This window comes from bacterium, from assembly GCA_036382775.1.
In the GTDB taxonomy this organism is placed as follows: domain Bacteria; phylum Hydrothermota; class Tepidihabitantia; order SM23-42; family JAOAFX01; genus DASVHD01.
In genome coordinates, this window is record DASVHD010000051.1 from 1 (window position 1) to 16,686 (window position 16,686).

Sequence of the window (16,686 nt, forward strand, 5' to 3'; positions counted from 1 at the left end):
TTCGGCGAACGGTTCAATAATCGCATTGTGCAGGCCAATGAATATGGTATCTGGCTGACGCGGTATATCCATCGCCAGGCCCTGGAGGCGCGGCTGGTGAGCGATCCCAGGGATTATCCCTGGACCAGTTATCGCATTTACCTTGGTTTGGAAACAAACGATTTTCTAAAATACGATATTATCTTTGATCAGTTCGGTCAAAGAAAAGAAGCGATTGAAGATTACCAACGGTTTGTCATGGACCGCGACAATGGGCCGGTTGACTGGAGCGACAGGAAAATAATAATCGGCCAAATCGATAGAATATTGATGAAAGCGATTAACGAATATGGCGTAACGGAAAACGTATTATTGGCGCCCCGGGGCAGAACCGCGCGCCATGTGCGGCAGAAAATAATTCATGCTTTGCACCACGAGCATGGCTACTAGGCGCCGGAACTTGCGCGGGCGTTTCAATTGTCCCGCACCGCGATCGTAAAAATACTGAATTACTACGATCCGGATTGAATTTTATGAGCTTTTATTGACATAATTGCCAATCTATATATACTTGAATTGATTTAACGATTTTTGGTCTGCGCCTATAGCTCAAAAGGATAGAGCAACGGATTTCTAATCGACCCTGGCATTTTGAAAACATCCTGAAATACTTGTGATTTCATAACTAATGTAGGCATCAAAGACATTTTTACAATTCTCGCCATTGCTTGGAAATGCTGCGCTATTCCATGCATTCCAAGCCGTCTATGGACCAAAACTGGACCAAGGGGGATTGGTAAAAAACCAATCCCCCTTTTTGTTTTAAGAAGAATAACTTTTACTATATCTATTTTTTAAAATGCAATTTTTTTGAGTACTTCTATTTTTTTAATCGACGCTTAATTTTTTCTTGTGAACATTCAACGAGAAATACTTCTAAGCCATAAATACTATCAGCTTTATTCGGCCTTAAGAAAAAGGAACTTCTATTAGCATATATATTTTTATTAACATCAGTATATTCAGTATAAATATGAACGTGCAATTTTGTATTCGATTTATCTATCCCATCAAACAAATCTTTTATAGTTTTTATTTCAGCTTCTCCAATCATAAGTGATTCTATTTCACCGGTTTTGGTTTTTGCTTCAAAACCGTACGCACCCATTAGACGCATTTGTGATGATATCATATTATCTGAGCATCCTTGAAAGATGCTTACTTTTTTTGAATTAGTATCGCTATTAATTTGACTAAGCAAAACGGATTCAGGATAGATTGAAGTAAAATCGGGACATAAATATGATTTAACATTTAAAGCGGGCGTTTGCCCTTTATTGGTTAACGTATATTCGATACGTAAAAATCCGTTTTTATCATAATATAAAGGGTTGTGTGTTGTTGAATCAATCATTACTTGAAGCCATGGACGAAGTGCATTTATATTATAGTTTTTTTGTTCATTAATGCTAATATTTGTTAAATATACACTGATGATCAATGAGAAAAACATTAATAGTTGAATAACATCAGGTAGATTAATTCTCCAAAAACCTTGTGGTTGTTTGATGACTACTTTAAAGAATAAAAAAACTGATACGAATATTATAGTAATAACAAGAATAATCATGCTTTTCCTCCTTTTATTATGCCTACATAAAAATATTCTATAAGAATTTTCAATAAAGTCAATAAACAATATCCCTATACTACAGCTTTAAGGTAATATGACACGGTGAATTGGGGTCACCTATGAAAAAATGGCGCAGGAAAAATAGGAAAAAATACAATGAACTAATGAGAGATTTGATGAGGCGTAGGCGCCATGCGGCACTGGGTGAAAATTTGCAGCTTTGAAAATTTCGATACAACGTTAATGCTGCGCTGCCTTGACCTTATCCGCCAGGCCCAGCTCCTTATAAATCGCCATTGCCTGCCGGGAAAGCTGCCGGGATTCGCTGGTCTTACCCAAGGCCTGCAATGCGTTGGCATATTCCAGCAGTATATCGGCCTGCATTCGCCGTTTCTTCTGGCTTTGGGCGAGGGTCAAAGCCATGGAAAAGTATTCCGCCGCTTTTTTCATATATCCGTCCCGGTCAGCGCCGGCTTTGGTCTCCACCGCCTTCCACCCATTAACGCGGCCGATGTGAAGAAGGGCGTTCAGTTTAACGTCCATCGCGTGCGTTTCCTCCGCGTATTTCAACGCCCGCAGTGCGGCTTCCAGCGCGTCATCGAGCTTGTTCTCGCGATAGTGAAGGTAGGCAATACTGTTATAAATGCCGCCGATGCCAACTTTGTTGCCGATCGATTCCATATAATCGCGGGATGCTTTCAGGTACTCAAGCGCCTTGCTGAACTGACCGGTTTCGATACATGCGATCGCCAGGCTGTGCGCGGCGAAAGCCTTGCCCCGCCGGTCACCGAGTTCCTCGCTGATGGCCAGGTACGTCGTGAAAAGCTCGCCTGCTTTTTTATAGTCGAACAGACTTTCGTGGACTTCCCCCAGATTGCCTGACGCGATCGCGATCCCCCGCTTGTCACCCAGTTCCTTACTGATGCCGAGGTAACTTTCAAAAGCCTGGATCGCCCGCGCGTACTCGTCGTTGCTGAAGTAGATTATCCCCAGATTGTTCTGGGCAAGCCCTACGCCCGATTTATCTCCGACCTCGTTGCAGATATCAAGGTGTTTTTCAAAGTATTCGATCGCCCTGGCGTACTCACCGCGGTTCTGATAAACGTTGCCCAGGTTAGAATAGGCGATGCCGATGCCGCTCTTGTCGCCAAGTTCGGCGCTCGTCTTCAGTTTCATTTCAAAAGCCTCGATCGCCTCGTTGTACTTGCCCTGGCTCCGATAGACCGTGCCCAGGATGTTGTAGACGCTGGCTTTTCCCCGGCGGTCGCCCAATTCCTCCGCGATCATCAGGGTGTCCTCGCACAGATCGATCGCTTTTTCAAAATCTCCCTTCACGCAGTACACGATCGCCAGATTGTAATACGCATCGGCCAGGGCCCTTTTCAACCGTCCATAGTCCTTGGCGCCCGGCTGGGCGTTGATCATGGAGATCGCTTCCAGCCCCTTTTGTTCCGCTTCCGCGACCCTGCCCTTGACGCGCGTGAGCCAGCATTCAAGGGTTAGGATATGCACTTTCTGAAGGCTTTTTTCATCCGCGCTCAAATTTTTTTCCGCCCGCAGGACCCTGCTCGCTTTTTCCAGGCTCGCGAGCGCCGCATCAACCGTGCCCAGATTCTTATAAACACCGGCGACCGCGATGTGGGACCTGATCTTGAGCACTGACTCGCCGGTCTTGAGGATCCCTACCTGATGATAAGCGTGCAAGGCGCTCTGATAATCACCGATCAACGAATAGACCTCGCCCAATTTTTCATACACCAATGCCCGTTCCTTCGCGCGCGACATATCGAGAGATTTGAGGATATTCTGGTAAAGCGCTATGGCGGCGGCGTTTAAGTACAGTGCTTTTTTGTGATCGGCGGCTTTTCCCATGTATTCGACCGCCCGGGACCGCTCACCGCCTTTTTCAAAATGTTCGGCCAAAGCGTCATAATACTCGGCTAGATTGCCGGCATAAACGTTTTCTATGGCCGTAGCCACAGCGAAGTGTTTTTTCTTCGCTTCTTTTTTAAGCAGGGAATTGTACACGGCATCCCGGATGATACTGTGCCGGAAACCGTACCGTACATCCGCTGCCGGCTGGTCCACGGAACGAGCCAGCGGTACGAGGATCCCCTGGTCGCATACCTGAGACAGGTGACCCGGCAAGGCGTTGCCCAGGTCCATCAGCCGGTCCAGGAGCCGGACCGAGAATTCATCGCCGATAACCGCCGCCGTATCCACCACTGCCCTTACCGGTGGAGCCAGTCTATCGATCTTGGTCATCACCAGTTCATCGAGCGTGCGAGGCACCACGAAATCCTTGCCCGGCTTGAGAACGGCCACGCTGTCTTGGACCGTGATCAACCCGTTCTGCACGAGATTGCTGGCAAGCTCGTGCAGGTAAAAAGGCAGACCACCGGACTTGCCGACCAGTAATGCCAGTAGCTGTTTGTCGATGCATTCGCAATTCATGATGTTCCGCAGCAGGGATACGGCATCACCGGTGTTCAAGGGTTTCAAAGGGATCGCGTTGAAGTACCGGAGTTTCGCCAGGCTGCCGGTCTCGAATTCCGGCCGGTATATCGCGATCACCATGATACGGCAGCGCTCAACCGCCCCGGCCAGGAGTCTCATGAAATCGGCCGTTTCCCGGTCGATCCAGTGGCAATCTTCAAAAATGATCACGACCGGGGACCGAATGGTCCGGGCGTGGAAAAGAGTGATCAGCGCTTCATTGATCATCCTTATCCGGTCTTCCGGCTTCATCGATTCCAGCAGGTTATCCTCATCGCGCGTGAGTTCAAGCGACAGGATATATCGGAAAAGCGAGGCAGCGCGGACCAGGCCGGGATCGCCCTGTCGCTTGATGTATTCCGCGATCTTCTGCGAGGCGGTCGCAGGGGGATCCTCGGCGATCCCCAGCATCTGCTTGAGCATTTCCTTGAGCACGCCATACGGCGACGCTCGCAGATACTCAATGCCCCTGCCCTCGACCAGACAGGTACCGGCTTTAAGCAGCTGGCGCAGTTCATACACTAACTTGGATTTACCGATACCGGCCTCGCCAATCACTGAGATGACCTGACCCTGGCCGGCATACATTTTATTGCAGATGCTCCTGAGTTTCTGCAGCTCAGCCTGGCGGCCGATGAACGGCAGTTCTTTGATCTTGCGCAGGGAGTATTTGCGGACCACGCCGGACGGCACGTAGACCTCGACCGGTTCCTTTTTGCCCTTGACCCTGATCTTGTCCCGGCGCTGATAATTGATCTCGCTGCTGGTCTGCGCGTACACGGACCCGCTTACGAATATCTTGCCGCGCGGGGCTGATGCCTGCAGGCGCTGCGCGAGATTTACCGTGTCGCCCATAACGGTATACGCGCCTGGACGGCCCAGGTCACCGGTCGCGACCATGCCATAGTTGATACCGATGGTCAGTGAAAGCTTTTGTTTCTTCTCCCGGTTGAATTCTCCGATCTCCTGCAGCATGTCCATTGCCGACAACACCGCCCGCAGGGGGTCGTCTTCATGGGCGACCGGCGCGCCGAAAACAGCCATGATGCAGTCGCCGATGAATTTATCGACGTACCCTTCATACTTGGTTATGACGCCGGCCAGGCGCTTGAGGCACGCGTCGATAAGGTCCTTGACCTCTTCGGGATCCAGATTTTCGGACAGTGGTGTGAAACCGGAGATGTCGGCAAAAACGACCGCTACAGCCCGGCGCTGGCCGCGTTCATGATCGGTCGGTGCATCGCCCAGCGCTGAGCCGCACTGGTTGCAGAATTTTGATGCGGCGGGATTTTCAAAGCCGCATTTGGGACATTTCATTTAATCGACTGCCGCAACTCATTCGCTTCGGCTTCCAGGATCGGCTTTTTTATTTCCAGGTCCGAGCCTTTTCTGAAAGGCAGAACCCGCAGTATGGCATCGACATAGTCAAGCAGCGCGATCGCTTCATCAACATGTTTCTGCGCATCGATCTTTTTGCGCGCCTGCTTGAGCATGGGTTCGACAATATCCATGGAGAACGGCATGAGCATGCGGGGCGATTTCTTCACCTCGTACAGATAAAGCATGCCCTTATTGTCATCGGTGTTGATCACGGAGTTCACGTCGTAGGTATAGTACACGCCGATCATGCTCAGCGACTCCGGCGGTGTAATGGCTGCGTCGAAATTCATGCCCTCATAGGACTGCACGGTTCGGGAATGCCAGTCATCGCCCGAAAAACTGTAGTACAGGACTATCTCGTACACTCCTTCGGGCGGGATCACCCGGACCAGCAGGTCCTGCGAGTTTTTTAAAAAATACAAGTTCACACTGGTGAACAGTGAAACCGCAAGCAAGATGTTCATACGACCTCCTTTGTTATTGTCATTTAAACATATTCCTGTATCGGCGGGTGAGCGATCATGGCACCGCCCTCATTGCCTGCCCTGATCAAGGCTTTTCTGCATGACATATGCATCATCGCCATCGATATAATATTTACTCCGCGTGTAGGCGATAGTATAGCCTATCTTTCTGTATAATTCAATAGCGCCGCTGTTCGCTGTCCGCACCTCAAGGTAGGCGTGGGTGCAGCCGCGCACCGATGCGTTCCGTTCCAGCTCATCCACAAGCCTGGCAGCCTGCCCTTTTCTCTGGAACCGTGCATCGACAGCGATGTTGGTGATATGGAGCTCGACGTCATAGCAATTCGCCAGGGCGTAAGCTATCACCTGTCGGTCGTGCTCGGTCACCAGCGCGATGGTGCTGGGCCGTTGCAGGTCGCTTTCAAAAAAAGATTTTGGCCAGGGGTTCGGGAAAAGCTCATGTTCCAGTTCGTAGACCTGGTCAATATCGGTGATCGTCATCTGCCGCACTATCCCGCAACCTGTCGCCATGGCTGTGGTCTTGAAGAATTTTTATCAGGCGCGGCGCCGGGACGCCCGGCCGCGCGGTAATGCGTTCCGCTCAGCATCGGTCTTTTTCAAATAGTATGGCTCCAAGGACTCGACAGCATCGAATTGCCCGGCATTAATCCGGACCACGGCAAGACAGGCTACCTTGTAGGCGGATGGAAGAAAGGTCCCGACCGGCAACAACCGGCTGTACGGCGTTTCAAAAGCGATCCCCGATGACTTTAAAATGTCGATCCCCGGACCTCCGATACAGACCTTTTGCTTTTTTCGTCCCCGAGCATGCTGTTTTTTTGCAAGCGCGCGCAGCCCGCGCGGCGTCGTCAGCAGATGATCGCTGATCCGCTGCTCGCGTTCGTAGAACGCAGCATAGAGCTCGCCTTTGTGAGCGTTGATGACGGCACACAGGATACCGCCGCATGCGGTCGAGTCCGCCCCGATGCAGTCAAGCGTATTGATGCTCACGAGCGGAACGCCGTGCGCGTGGCAGATCCCCTTGGCCAGGCTCACGCCGACGCGCAAAGACGTGAACATTCCGGGACCGATCGATACGGCGACCGCGTCCGGCCGGCGGCCCGGAAGCATGGCGAGCAACGACGAGGCTTCCTGGAAGATGCCGGCGTCGCGCGCGCCGGGCTGCAATTCCCGGTCTTTCATGATCTCGTGCACAAGACGCGTGTCATCGCAAAGACAAACGGAGAACAGCGCCGACGATGTCTCAATCCCTAAGATCTTCAATGATAAACTCCCTGTTCTTTTGTCCCCTGATGGCGATATGCACGTGCAGCCCGCTTTGCTTCTGGACCCGTGTCAGGCGCAGTCTCTCTGACCATTCGATGACCGTCACGCCATCTTCTGCCAGGTATTCATCCAGCGGCAGATTTTCTATGTCCTGTCCGCTTAACCGGTACAGGTCAACATGGGAAAGCCGAATCTTGCCGCGGTATTCGGTAGCGATGACAAAACTCGAGCTGGTCACGCGGGTCTTGATCCCCAGTCCCCGGGCAATGCCCTTGGTTAACGTGGTCTTGCCGCTGCCCAGATCACCATAAAGATATACCACGTCACCGACATTCAATATCCGGGCGATAGCCTGACCCAGTCTGATCGTTGCCTGGGCCGATCTCGAGACCACGGTCCTGCGATGCCGGCGGGTATGCTTGCCTGAGTTTTTCATTGGAGATCGTTGCCGCGGTACAATTGCAGAGCGCCGTACAAACTCAGGTCCCGGTCATAGCGGGTGATCCCCCGGACATGCGATGCAATGAACTTGCCCCAGCCGCCGGTGACCACGCAGAGGAACCGCCGGCGGTACTGGCGCGCGATAAGCTCCAACAGCGATTGGACCATGTGCGCGTGTCCGAACAGGATCCCGGACCGCAGGCATTCGCCGGTGCTGTGGCCGATGGTTCTTTTGGGCGTTCTCAGCCTTACATTTTTCAACAAAGCGGTCTTCCTGGTCAGTGCCCAAAGCCCGGTTTCGATCCCCGGCATGATCATGCCGCCCGGAAACCAGCCGTCTTTAAAGATCACGTCGATCGTCGTGGCCGTACCCGCGGAGATCACCACCACGTCATTTTGGTAACGGATCAGCGCGCCGACAGCGTTCGCGACCCGATCCGCGCCCAGGGTCCCCGGACGCTGGTATCCGTACTTCAGTGGGCTTTTCAGCCGGGCCGAAACGATCACGGGTTTGACACCGGGATGCGCATGGGTCAGGCAACGCAGAAGCTTACGCGTCAGGACCGGCGAGACTGAAACGATCACCGCACCCTCGACACGATCATGACCTATCCTGCCCAGACCGCGCTTGATAACCGATGCGCCTTTCGCCGCGTTAAAATCCTCACTCGGGCAGACCGCGCGCCTGGCAAGACGGCTGCCCGAAAACCAGCCCCAGTGGATATTCGTATTGCCAGCGTCGATCGCGATCACCATCTTAGCCTGCGTACGTCGCCATAATAAAATTTCCTGATAACGCCGTTATCATCCCGTAGGAGCAATGCCCAGTCATCATCCACGCCCATGACACTTCCGTAATATTTCCTCGCGCTGGTGATGATCTCGACCGCCTCGCCGATCCCGGTCACATAGCGGTGAATGTAGCGGCCGATCGAGCGCCGGCCGCGGATCTTCGCATACAGCCTTTCGAATCGGTGCACGATCGACTGTCCGATATCGTTCAGGTTATATTCCTTCCCGGTTTCCAGCATCATCGATGTCGCGCTGGTAAGATTTTTTGGAAATTTTTCGGTATTGACGTTCAGACCGATACCGCAGATGACCGCCTGATCGTGCTCCTCGCACAGGATGCCGCATACCTTGCGGCTGTTGATCATAACATCATTGGGCCAGTGGATCACCAAACCGGACAATCCATGATCTTCCAGTACCCTGATGACCACCAGCGCTGCCAGGAGCGGGATCGAACTTGCACGAACACCGGGGAAAACCACCAGCGACAGGTAGAGACCGCCAGGCGGCGAGAACCACACGCGCGAACTGCGGCCCCGGCCGCGCCGCTGGCACAAAGCGTATATCGCGACCGGTTTTTTCCTGTCCACGAGTCTGCGGGCGATGTCCTGGGTGGATGACACCGCCTGGTATTTAAGGATCCTTTCGAACATCAAGATCAGGTGCCGGGATAGTATACCTTGAGGGCCGCGCCTTCAAAGGGGGTCTTTCCGCTTATGATCTTCAACGAATCCATATCGAACCAGTTCACGCTTTTGACATTGATCACCAGGTTCATTTCGTCACCATCGGCGATCTCGATCGCGGTGAATGCCGCGGCATTGAATACGATCGCCGCATCGGCGAGCATGATATCTGCCGAGAGGTCGGTGTACCGCAGGGAATCCACGGTCACGCGCGCGGCCGTAAAAGAACCAGGATTAACGACCTCGTAGCCGTTGGAAATGCTGACAAAATCGGCGCTCTGGACTGATACGGTGATCGGCGTACTGCCTTCCCATAGGGTCTGGTAAGTCTCGCCATCGAAAAGCTCCACTTCGAGGATCCTCATCTTCAGATCGCCATAGAGCCCGAGCGTCAGGCCTTCGTCATTGAGACCGACCTCGACACTCGCAGTCCCGGCGCAGCTCATGAAAATAAGCGCGGGGATCATGGCAAAAATGATCTTTTTCATGTCCAACCTCCTTGTCTTAATGTAATATTATAGTTTAATCTAAATAATTTGCACTGTCAAGGCTCGAGCGCTTTGAAAATGAATCAAAGCGCTCATGATTACGGCGATTTAACGGCAGATCACAGAGATATTTACTACCACAATATCGCTGGTATCTATCCATTATCTCTGTCATCGTGGGAGCAACGAAAATTATTTCGTCGCTCCCGGGGCTTGACAAGTTTTGAATATTTACTATACTTAAGTATGAAAAAGAACGGAGGTCGCATAAACCTTGAAGAGATCATCCGATGCCTTGGCGCGGTCACCATGACACTCAGGCAGAATCCTAAAAAAGCGCTATCCGATCTCCGGGCATTAGGACAAGCCATCGACGACCAGGTTCCCTACCGTGACGGCCACAGCCTGCGGGTGACCGATCACTGCATGGCGATGGCCGATCACCTGGGATTTGACGACAATGAAAAGGTCGTGCTTGAAGTGGCGGCGCTGCTGCATGATTTCGGCAAGATCGGCATTGATGAAGCCATTTTGATGAAACCTCAGCAGCTGACGCCGGAGGAAAAATTAGAGATCAATATGCACGTCATGCGGGGATACTACATGCTGGCCGGGTTCAACGAGCTCATCGAAGCGCTCAGGGGTATTAAGAGCCACCACGAGTGTTACGACGGAACCGGTCATCCGGAAGGGCTGGTCAAAAACCAGATCCCGCTGATCGGCAGGATCATCGCCGTGGCCGATGCGTATGACGCGATGACGTCCAAGAGACCATACCGGAAAGCCCTGACCCATGAACAAGCACTCCAGGAGCTCAAGAACAATGCCGGCATCCAGTTTGATCCGGCGATCGTAAAGATATTCATTAAGTATCTCTCTGAGAAAAAAACATCACGGCTGGCGGCTACTTGATTCAAGCCACCACACTTCAGTTTTCCTAAATTCTTTAATTTATTGTGTGTGGATCAGGACGGGGTCAGGATGTAACCGGTAAAGGTTAGCACCGCGTTGCCGCCGACTTTGACCCGTAGGATCTGGTCCAGCGTGCATTCCACGTGCACGTACACTTTGCCGGGCCGGTTCTGCATGTAGCCCTGTTCAATTATGATCCGCGAAAAACTCGATGGTTCGATGAGTTTTCTCCGGATCAGAAAACAACCAAGGCTTCCGGCCGCAGCGCCGGATATCGGGTCCTCGTTGATGCCGACCGCAGGCGCGAAGTGACGCATGAACGCCGTGTCCCCGGCGTCAAATGTTTCCTGGCAGTAAGTAACCACGCCCTGGATACCGACCCGCGTGCAGAAACTGTCCATCAGGGGAAAATCAGGATTGATGTTTTTCATGGCACTGAGCGTCTTTATCGGCACGATCAGGTCATAGAACCCCGTGGAGATGATGTCCATCGGTATTTGATCAAAAGGTATCTCGTTTGGCGGCAGCCGCAGGATCCGCGCGACCTGGACCGGGTTGATCTCGACATCCAGGTAGTTCGGCTTGGATAAAGACATGGTCGCCCGGGTGACCTTTTCGCTCTTTACCCGGAGCTCGACGAACTGGATACCGGCCTTGGTCCGCTGTCGCACGATGAACTCGGGCTCGACCATACGGATGACATTCTCGCCACCCAGAGCGAAATACGTTGCGATCGCCGCGTGCCCGGAGAAATTTACCTCGCCGCTGCCGCAGAAAAAACGCAGGTAGATATCGGCTTCGGATGTCGATTCCGGCAGGACAAAGGCCGTGTCCGAGAGGGGGTTCAGGTCGTTCGCCATGAGCTTCATTTCGTCGTCGGACAGCCCCTCGGCGCTGATCACAACCCAGGCAGGGTTGCCCCCGTACGCGACCGACGTGAAAGCGCTCATTTTCTTAGCCTTTATCCACTTAGGCATAGCCAAATGATACACAATATTGAATAAGTGTCAATAAGCTCAGTGGATAACGCCCGGATATTTAAGACTCGCCGCTGTTCAATTCCCTTGATTTTGATAAAATCACGGCTACAATACGCCATGCTTGAATGGCTGACCGGACAGGGAAAGATCGTCGCCTACTTGCTCCTGCTTGCCTGCGCGCTGCTGGAGAGTCTGGTGCCGCCATTTCCCTCGGATATTTTCGTCCTGCTTTTTGCTTTTCTCGCCGGGCAGGGCAGGTTTGACGTAATCTTGATATACCTGGCAGCGGTTACGGGCAGTATTTGCGGGATCATGGTCCTTTACACGGTCGGCATTACTCATGGCGAAGCGGTCCTGCGTCTTCTTTCCAAAGGCGTGCTTGCCAGGCTGGTGCCAGTGGATATGATCGCAAGGGCGCGGGCGAAATTCATGCAACGTGGTGACTGGCTGCTACTGCTCAACCGTTTTTTGCCAGGCGCAAGGGCGGTCATCGGTTTCACTGCCGGGCTCACCAGGCTAAAAAGCGGCAGGGTATTCTATCTGAGCCTGGCCAGCGTGGCAGCCTGGAACTTGTTTCTTATCATTGCCGGATTTTACGTAGGCAAGACCTGGGACCAGGCCTCGGTTTTCCTGCGCAACTACAGCATCGGTGCGGTCGTGATCATCGTGATTGTCCTCATGATCATCACTTACCTTTATTTCCGTAAAAGAAAATAGCGATATTATCCGATCTTCCTGATAAACATAATTTAATTGCTTAAATGCTATTATTTGATCATAATCCCCCTTCCCCCTTTAAAAAGGGGGATAAAGGGGGATTTTATTGCTTTTACGCTCTTTTCTTGAACATGTCGATCAAGAACCGCGAGGGGTTATGTGCCCGTCCGTACCGGTATTTTGGATAAAGCAGGATGAGCTTTTTCTGCGCCCGCGTCACCGCGACATAGCACAGCCGGCGCTCCTCCTCAAGCTCGCGCTCCGCAGTTGCGCTTTTGGTCATGGGGAATATATCCTCGACGAGGTCAACGATAAAAACAACCGGGAATTCCAGACCCTTGGCTCCGTGGACGGTCAATAGCTTGACCGTGTCCTTGGTCCAGTCGGCCATGTCCAGTTCCTGCATCAATCTCTGTTCGGTAAGGAACCTCGCCAAACCGACCCGCTCGCCGGCCTTAGCGAGCTCTTCCAGCTTTTCAAGACCCTGGTCCTTGATACCGGTCAACTCTTCGATCTCCATGACCACGTTCCCGGCGGACAGCTTGGCAGCGTTCTGCCAGTGGTATTTGAACAATTCCTTCGCGCGCTCGGCGTCTTTTTTCCGGATCAAGAACAACGCCTGAGCCCGGGCGACAAAATCGTCCTCGGTCAGGTCATCCCGGCCAAGGACAAGCATTTCAATATAGTCAATAAGGTTCCTGACGATATCGCTTTCATTGGCCGATGCGCCGCTCATTACATCGTAAGGGACGCGCGCGGTCGCGAACGCTTCTTCGTACAGCTTTGACAGGTAATTCATCCGGTACAGGACCGCGCAATCGCGAAAGCGGTAACCTTCTTTCTTCAAGTTCTTCAGTTCCTGCGTGACGTAAGCCGCCTCGTCCTCCTCGGACTTGGCGGCATAAACTGTCACATCGCCGGACTCAAGGCTCGGTATCATGGTCGGCTCGCGCATCATCAGGTTATTGGCGGCGTCGACGATCGCCTGGGGCAGCCGGAAGCTCCTGGCCAGGGTATAGATCCTCATGTCAGCGATCTCCCGGGCTACGCTCGTGAGCAGATGTTGGTCTGCGCCGCGCCAGCCATAGATCGCCTGGTCCTCGTCGCCGGTCACGAAAAGATTTTCCCGCATGAGCAGGCGGATCAGCTGATACTGGACCGGGTTGATATCCTGAAACTCATCCACGAAGATATATTCAAAGGTCTGCTGGTAGAGTTCCCTGAGATCGGGATTGCATTCGAACAGCTGGACCGTTGACAGGATCAGATCGTCAAAGTCCAGCATATCGTTATCCTTAAGATACTGCTGGTAGCGAACGTAAATGTCCCGGCACAGCGTCTCCCACTCGCCCTGGGGTTTGAACGCGTCCGGCGTGACGCCGCGGGCCTTGAGCAGGTCGATGAACTTCATGATGGCCTGCATGCGGTGCTTGCCCGTTTCCTCGTTGAGGTGGCGGTAAACGAACTTGGGATCAACGACCGTGAAATCCTCGCTGATATCCAGGCGTGGCGCTTCCCGACGCAGGATCCGGTAGCAGATCGTATGGAACGTCCCCAGCCACGGTTCGTAGCAGGGCGTGTTCAGCATTTCTTCGATCCTTAATTTTATATCGTTCGCTGCCTTGTTCGTGAACGTACAGATCAGCATCCTTGATAACGGCACGTTCTGCCCGAGTCGCTTCGCGATCGCCCAGATCAAAGTCGCGGTCTTTCCGCACCCGGCCTGGCCCAGTACCAGGATCCGATGCGCAGGAGTATCGATGATATCGCGCTGATCCTGGGTCGGTTCCAATACCGGGACTTTTTTCGCCGAAGCGGCATCGGGCAGCGAAGGGCTTACGCCGGCCATGACCGATGTACCCCGGTCATCTTTGGTCAGTTTTTTAAGGATCTCGGCCGCTTCGGGCCGTGCCCGGGGATCGGGGTTCAACGTTTTGATCACGCAATTTTCAAGTACATCGGGGATCCGGGAGCGCAGGATGCCGGGGGTCAAGAGCTTACTGTGCTCTATTTTTTTCTTCAAACCCTCCAGGCTGTCATCGAGAAAGGGCGGCGTTCCCGTGAGTAATTCATAGAGGATCACGCCGATGGACCAGACGTCGGATTTGCTCGTGCAGGTCCCTTTCCAGGTCTCAGGCGCCATGTAGATCGGCGTGCCGGCGGTGGAAGCTGCGATCGACCCGGACTTTATGAAGCGCGCCAGGCCGAAATCCGTGATCTTGATGGCGCCGTCGGAATTGATCAGGATATTCTCCGGCTTCAAGTCGCGGTGCAGCACGTTCATCCGGTGAGCGTAATCAACAGCCTCGAGAACCTGGCTGCCGATCATGAAGATCTTTGCGAACTCGATGCCGCCATACCGGATGATCTCTCGCAGAGACTGGCCGTTGACGTATTCCATGACCAGAACGAACTTGCCTTCGATGATGTCGATATTGAAGAACCTTACGATGTTGGGATGATCCAGAGATGCCAGAAGCCGCGCTTCGTCCTTGAGCATCGCGATCTCTTCAGGCCGCATCCGGCAGATCTTCAGCGCGAAATCCTGCTCCAGCAGGGTGTCGCGCGCGAGGAAAACGTCGCCGAACCGGCCGCCGCCGAGCCAGTTCTTTATTTCGTACTTGCCGAGGTTCTTTAAAAGCATATTCCTTAAAAATAATCTCTAATTTCTAAATCCTAAATCCCAAATAATATCAAAGCACAAATTACCCATTTACTTAATTACTATTTTTTTCTATGCGACCGGAAATGCGGAGAGATGGAGCAACTGGGATTTATAAGTCAGTACCTGCCCGACGATCCCCTTTCCATTGATGCGGTTGTTCTCGACCCGGCTTTTCGGTTCGATCCCCTCGAGTTCTTTTGCCAACGCCCTGATGAACCGGTTAGCGCCCAGCATCGCAGAACTCTTTTTCTGAAATTCCATCGCATCCAGGGCATAGCTCCGGATCAGTTTTTTCTCGAACATGTGATAAATATCAACGTTCGGGAAAACATCGCAGCCCAGGATCCTGCCGCCCGCACAGCCGATAATGCCGATCGTGTTGTGGTTCACGCTCTCAAAGCCCTCCAGGTACCGGTCAACTTCATCCTGAAGGTTATCGTATATCTCATGCATGGATGACGTGTTGGACTTGGTCTTGGTCACGGTCAGCTTCCGGTCGATCTCGTTCCATATCATCTTTTGAGTATCCAATTTTTTCTCATCACGGTTCTGCGCCAGTAACGATCTTATCCTCGGGTACGAGCAGTTGCCGGTCCTGAAGCCGCCGAGTTGGTCCCATCTTTTTTCCTCGACGCAGACCACCGATATGTTCTGATTGGCCCCGGCTGCCACAAGGTCCGAGACCGCGATGATCCGGTTCTGCATGGCGCCGGTTATTTCTTCGCCGTCCAGCATCAGCACAGGTTCATCACCCCCGTTATTGAATACAACTTCATCCACGACCGGCATCTCGAGCTCGCTGAAAACGCCTTTTTTCGTACGGATTATCTTATCGATCGTGTTTATCTTCAATCCGTTCTCCGGATTCCCGTTCCCCTGGATCGGGAATACGACCAGGTTGCGTAAAAATATTGGTTCTGATATTTTCAGTTCCTGAAATTTATTTTCCCTCATCGCATCCACCCATCCCCTTTATTTATTTCTCTGCCAATCCCCAGCCCATTAGTACCCATCCCCTTATCCCCGTATTTTTTTATCCTCCCATCTTCCCAACTTCATAACCTCAATCTTTTTCGCCAGACGTGTCTATCACCGTAAAGCTCCATGGAGCAGCCCACCATGAGTATTGCTGCCACAGACTGCTGCCCGCTCTTACGGCCCAGTAATAGGTGCCGGTATCATATGCGACAAAATCGTACTGCGGATAAGACGATGTATTCTGCTCGACCACGGTCGTATCCTTCATGAATTTGATCTCGTAGAACTGCTCGTCTGAAACCGTATCCCAGCGGCAAGTCAAATAGACCCCAAGGCTGTCTGAGTAAAATACCGACCCGTTTGCTGGCATCAGCAGTGTAGGCCAACGCGGACGATCCCTTACTTCAAAAGCACGTTGCCCAGACCACTCAGTCACGCCCCCTATCCATTCCGAGCTCGTTGCCCGCACGCGCCATTTGTATTGGTGAAAGTATATGGTATCAAGGTAAACCCGGTAAATACTGAAATCATAATCAAGCATAATGGCATAAGGTACATCGCTGCCGCGGGTGATCTCGAGCTCGTATCTTTCCGCCTGGGCCAACGCGTCCCACTCTAGGATAATGTCAAAAGGGAAATAAGGCGGCATGAAAACAAAATCGTTCACTGGACTGGCGATCTCCGGAGCGGCCGGAGGCGCCACCAGTGTATCCGGAGGAGGTTCGAATTCATCAGCGTCCTTGCAGCGGGAATAAACAAGCATCCAAACGAATACAATGGTCACTGCC

The 16,686-nt window shown here is 52.4% G+C and carries 16 protein-coding genes; 3 read left to right on the forward strand and 13 right to left on the reverse strand.

Annotated elements, in window-relative coordinates; genetic code table 11:
• A partial coding sequence (locus VF399_13110; protein HEX7321282.1) for a hypothetical protein occupies positions 1–429 on the forward strand: 429 nt, incomplete at its 5' end.
• Between the two features lie 430 nt (positions 430–859).
• Here the strand turns inward: VF399_13110 and VF399_13115 are convergent.
• The 9 genes from VF399_13115 to VF399_13155 form a co-directional block, all read right to left on the reverse strand.
• Positions 860–1,609 carry a hypothetical protein gene (locus VF399_13115; GenBank protein ID HEX7321283.1) on the reverse strand — a complete coding sequence of 250 codons (750 nt, stop codon included), beginning with the start codon at positions 1,607–1,609 and terminating at the stop codon, positions 860–862.
• A 243-nt stretch (positions 1,610–1,852) separates the two neighbouring features.
• Positions 1,853–5,425, reverse strand: coding sequence for a tetratricopeptide repeat protein (locus tag VF399_13120; protein ID HEX7321284.1), 3,573 nt, complete (start codon positions 5,423–5,425; stop codon positions 1,853–1,855).
• On the reverse strand, positions 5,422–5,952 hold the full coding sequence (locus VF399_13125; protein ID HEX7321285.1) for a hypothetical protein: 531 nt from the start codon (positions 5,950–5,952) through the stop codon (positions 5,422–5,424). Before VF399_13125 ends, VF399_13120 begins: the two co-directional genes overlap by 4 nt.
• Positions 5,953–6,021: 69 nt before the next feature.
• Positions 6,022–6,483: a ribosomal protein S18-alanine N-acetyltransferase gene (rimI, locus tag VF399_13130; protein HEX7321286.1), complete on the reverse strand. Its 462-nt coding sequence runs from the start codon at positions 6,481–6,483 to the stop codon at positions 6,022–6,024.
• 24 nt (positions 6,484–6,507) lie between these two features.
• Complete coding sequence (gene tsaB, locus VF399_13135) at positions 6,508–7,236, reverse strand: tRNA (adenosine(37)-N6)-threonylcarbamoyltransferase complex dimerization subunit type 1 TsaB (GenBank protein HEX7321287.1); 729 nt, start codon at positions 7,234–7,236, stop codon at positions 6,508–6,510.
• On the reverse strand, positions 7,217–7,675 hold the full coding sequence (tsaE, locus tag VF399_13140; protein ID HEX7321288.1) for a tRNA (adenosine(37)-N6)-threonylcarbamoyltransferase complex ATPase subunit type 1 TsaE: 459 nt from the start codon (positions 7,673–7,675) through the stop codon (positions 7,217–7,219). The genes tsaB and tsaE overlap by 20 nt, the downstream gene beginning before the upstream one ends.
• Entirely contained in the window at positions 7,672–8,436 is a 765-nt protein-coding gene (locus VF399_13145) for a type III pantothenate kinase (GenBank protein HEX7321289.1), read from the reverse strand. The genes tsaE and VF399_13145 overlap by 4 nt, the downstream gene beginning before the upstream one ends.
• Entirely contained in the window at positions 8,430–9,125 is a 696-nt protein-coding gene (locus VF399_13150; protein ID HEX7321290.1) for a biotin--[acetyl-CoA-carboxylase] ligase, read from the reverse strand. Before VF399_13150 ends, VF399_13145 begins: the two co-directional genes overlap by 7 nt.
• A gap of 5 nt (positions 9,126–9,130) precedes the next feature.
• Complete coding sequence (locus VF399_13155) at positions 9,131–9,646, reverse strand: hypothetical protein (GenBank protein HEX7321291.1); 516 nt, start codon at positions 9,644–9,646, stop codon at positions 9,131–9,133.
• A gap of 246 nt (positions 9,647–9,892) precedes the next feature.
• On the opposite strand from VF399_13155, the gene VF399_13160 reads away from it, so the two are divergent.
• Complete coding sequence (locus tag VF399_13160; GenBank protein HEX7321292.1) at positions 9,893–10,558, forward strand: HD-GYP domain-containing protein; 666 nt, start codon at positions 9,893–9,895, stop codon at positions 10,556–10,558.
• 53 nt (positions 10,559–10,611) lie between these two features.
• Here the strand turns inward: VF399_13160 and VF399_13165 are convergent, their stop codons facing one another.
• Complete coding sequence (locus VF399_13165; GenBank protein ID HEX7321293.1) at positions 10,612–11,535, reverse strand: PhzF family phenazine biosynthesis protein; 924 nt, start codon at positions 11,533–11,535, stop codon at positions 10,612–10,614.
• A gap of 120 nt (positions 11,536–11,655) precedes the next feature.
• On the opposite strand from VF399_13165, the gene VF399_13170 reads away from it, so the two are divergent.
• Positions 11,656–12,255, forward strand: coding sequence for a DedA family protein (locus tag VF399_13170; protein HEX7321294.1), 600 nt, complete (start codon positions 11,656–11,658; stop codon positions 12,253–12,255).
• Positions 12,256–12,367: 112 nt separating this feature from the next.
• Here the strand turns inward: VF399_13170 and VF399_13175 are convergent, their stop codons facing one another.
• The 3 genes from VF399_13175 to VF399_13185 form a co-directional block, all read right to left on the reverse strand.
• Entirely contained in the window at positions 12,368–14,899 is a 2,532-nt protein-coding gene (locus VF399_13175) for a UvrD-helicase domain-containing protein (GenBank protein HEX7321295.1), read from the reverse strand.
• Between the two features lie 90 nt (positions 14,900–14,989).
• The gene (locus tag VF399_13180; GenBank protein ID HEX7321296.1) at positions 14,990–15,874 is read right to left on the reverse strand and encodes a DUF6569 family protein; all 885 of its coding nucleotides are present in this window, start codon (positions 15,872–15,874) and stop codon (positions 14,990–14,992) included.
• Positions 15,875–15,983: 109 nt separating this feature from the next.
• A complete protein-coding gene (locus tag VF399_13185; protein ID HEX7321297.1) occupies positions 15,984–16,661 on the reverse strand; it encodes a hypothetical protein in 678 nt (225 codons plus the stop codon).
• Between the last annotated feature and the right edge of the window lie 25 nt (positions 16,662–16,686).

Coding starts and splice junctions, on each gene's coding strand:
- VF399_13115 (HEX7321283.1), bottom strand. CDS start 1,609: ATGATTATTCTTGTTATTACTATAATATTCGTATCAGTTTTTTTATTC.
- VF399_13120 (HEX7321284.1), bottom strand. CDS start 5,425: ATGAAATGTCCCAAATGCGGCTTTGAAAATCCCGCCGCATCAAAATTC.
- VF399_13125 (HEX7321285.1), bottom strand. CDS start 5,952: ATGAACATCTTGCTTGCGGTTTCACTGTTCACCAGTGTGAACTTGTAT.
- rimI (HEX7321286.1), bottom strand. CDS start 6,483: ATGGCGACAGGTTGCGGGATAGTGCGGCAGATGACGATCACCGATATT.
- tsaE (HEX7321288.1), bottom strand. CDS start 7,675: ATGAAAAACTCAGGCAAGCATACCCGCCGGCATCGCAGGACCGTGGTC.
- VF399_13145 (HEX7321289.1), bottom strand. CDS start 8,436: ATGGTGATCGCGATCGACGCTGGCAATACGAATATCCACTGGGGCTGG.
- VF399_13150 (HEX7321290.1), bottom strand. CDS start 9,125: ATGTTCGAAAGGATCCTTAAATACCAGGCGGTGTCATCCACCCAGGAC.
- VF399_13155 (HEX7321291.1), bottom strand. CDS start 9,646: ATGAAAAAGATCATTTTTGCCATGATCCCCGCGCTTATTTTCATGAGC.
- VF399_13160 (HEX7321292.1), top strand. CDS start 9,893: ATGAAAAAGAACGGAGGTCGCATAAACCTTGAAGAGATCATCCGATGC.
- VF399_13165 (HEX7321293.1), bottom strand. CDS start 11,535: ATGCCTAAGTGGATAAAGGCTAAGAAAATGAGCGCTTTCACGTCGGTC.
- VF399_13170 (HEX7321294.1), top strand. CDS start 11,656: ATGCTTGAATGGCTGACCGGACAGGGAAAGATCGTCGCCTACTTGCTC.
- VF399_13175 (HEX7321295.1), bottom strand. CDS start 14,899: ATGCTTTTAAAGAACCTCGGCAAGTACGAAATAAAGAACTGGCTCGGC.
- VF399_13180 (HEX7321296.1), bottom strand. CDS start 15,874: ATGAGGGAAAATAAATTTCAGGAACTGAAAATATCAGAACCAATATTT.
- VF399_13185 (HEX7321297.1), bottom strand. CDS start 16,661: ATGCTTGTTTATTCCCGCTGCAAGGACGCTGATGAATTCGAACCTCCT.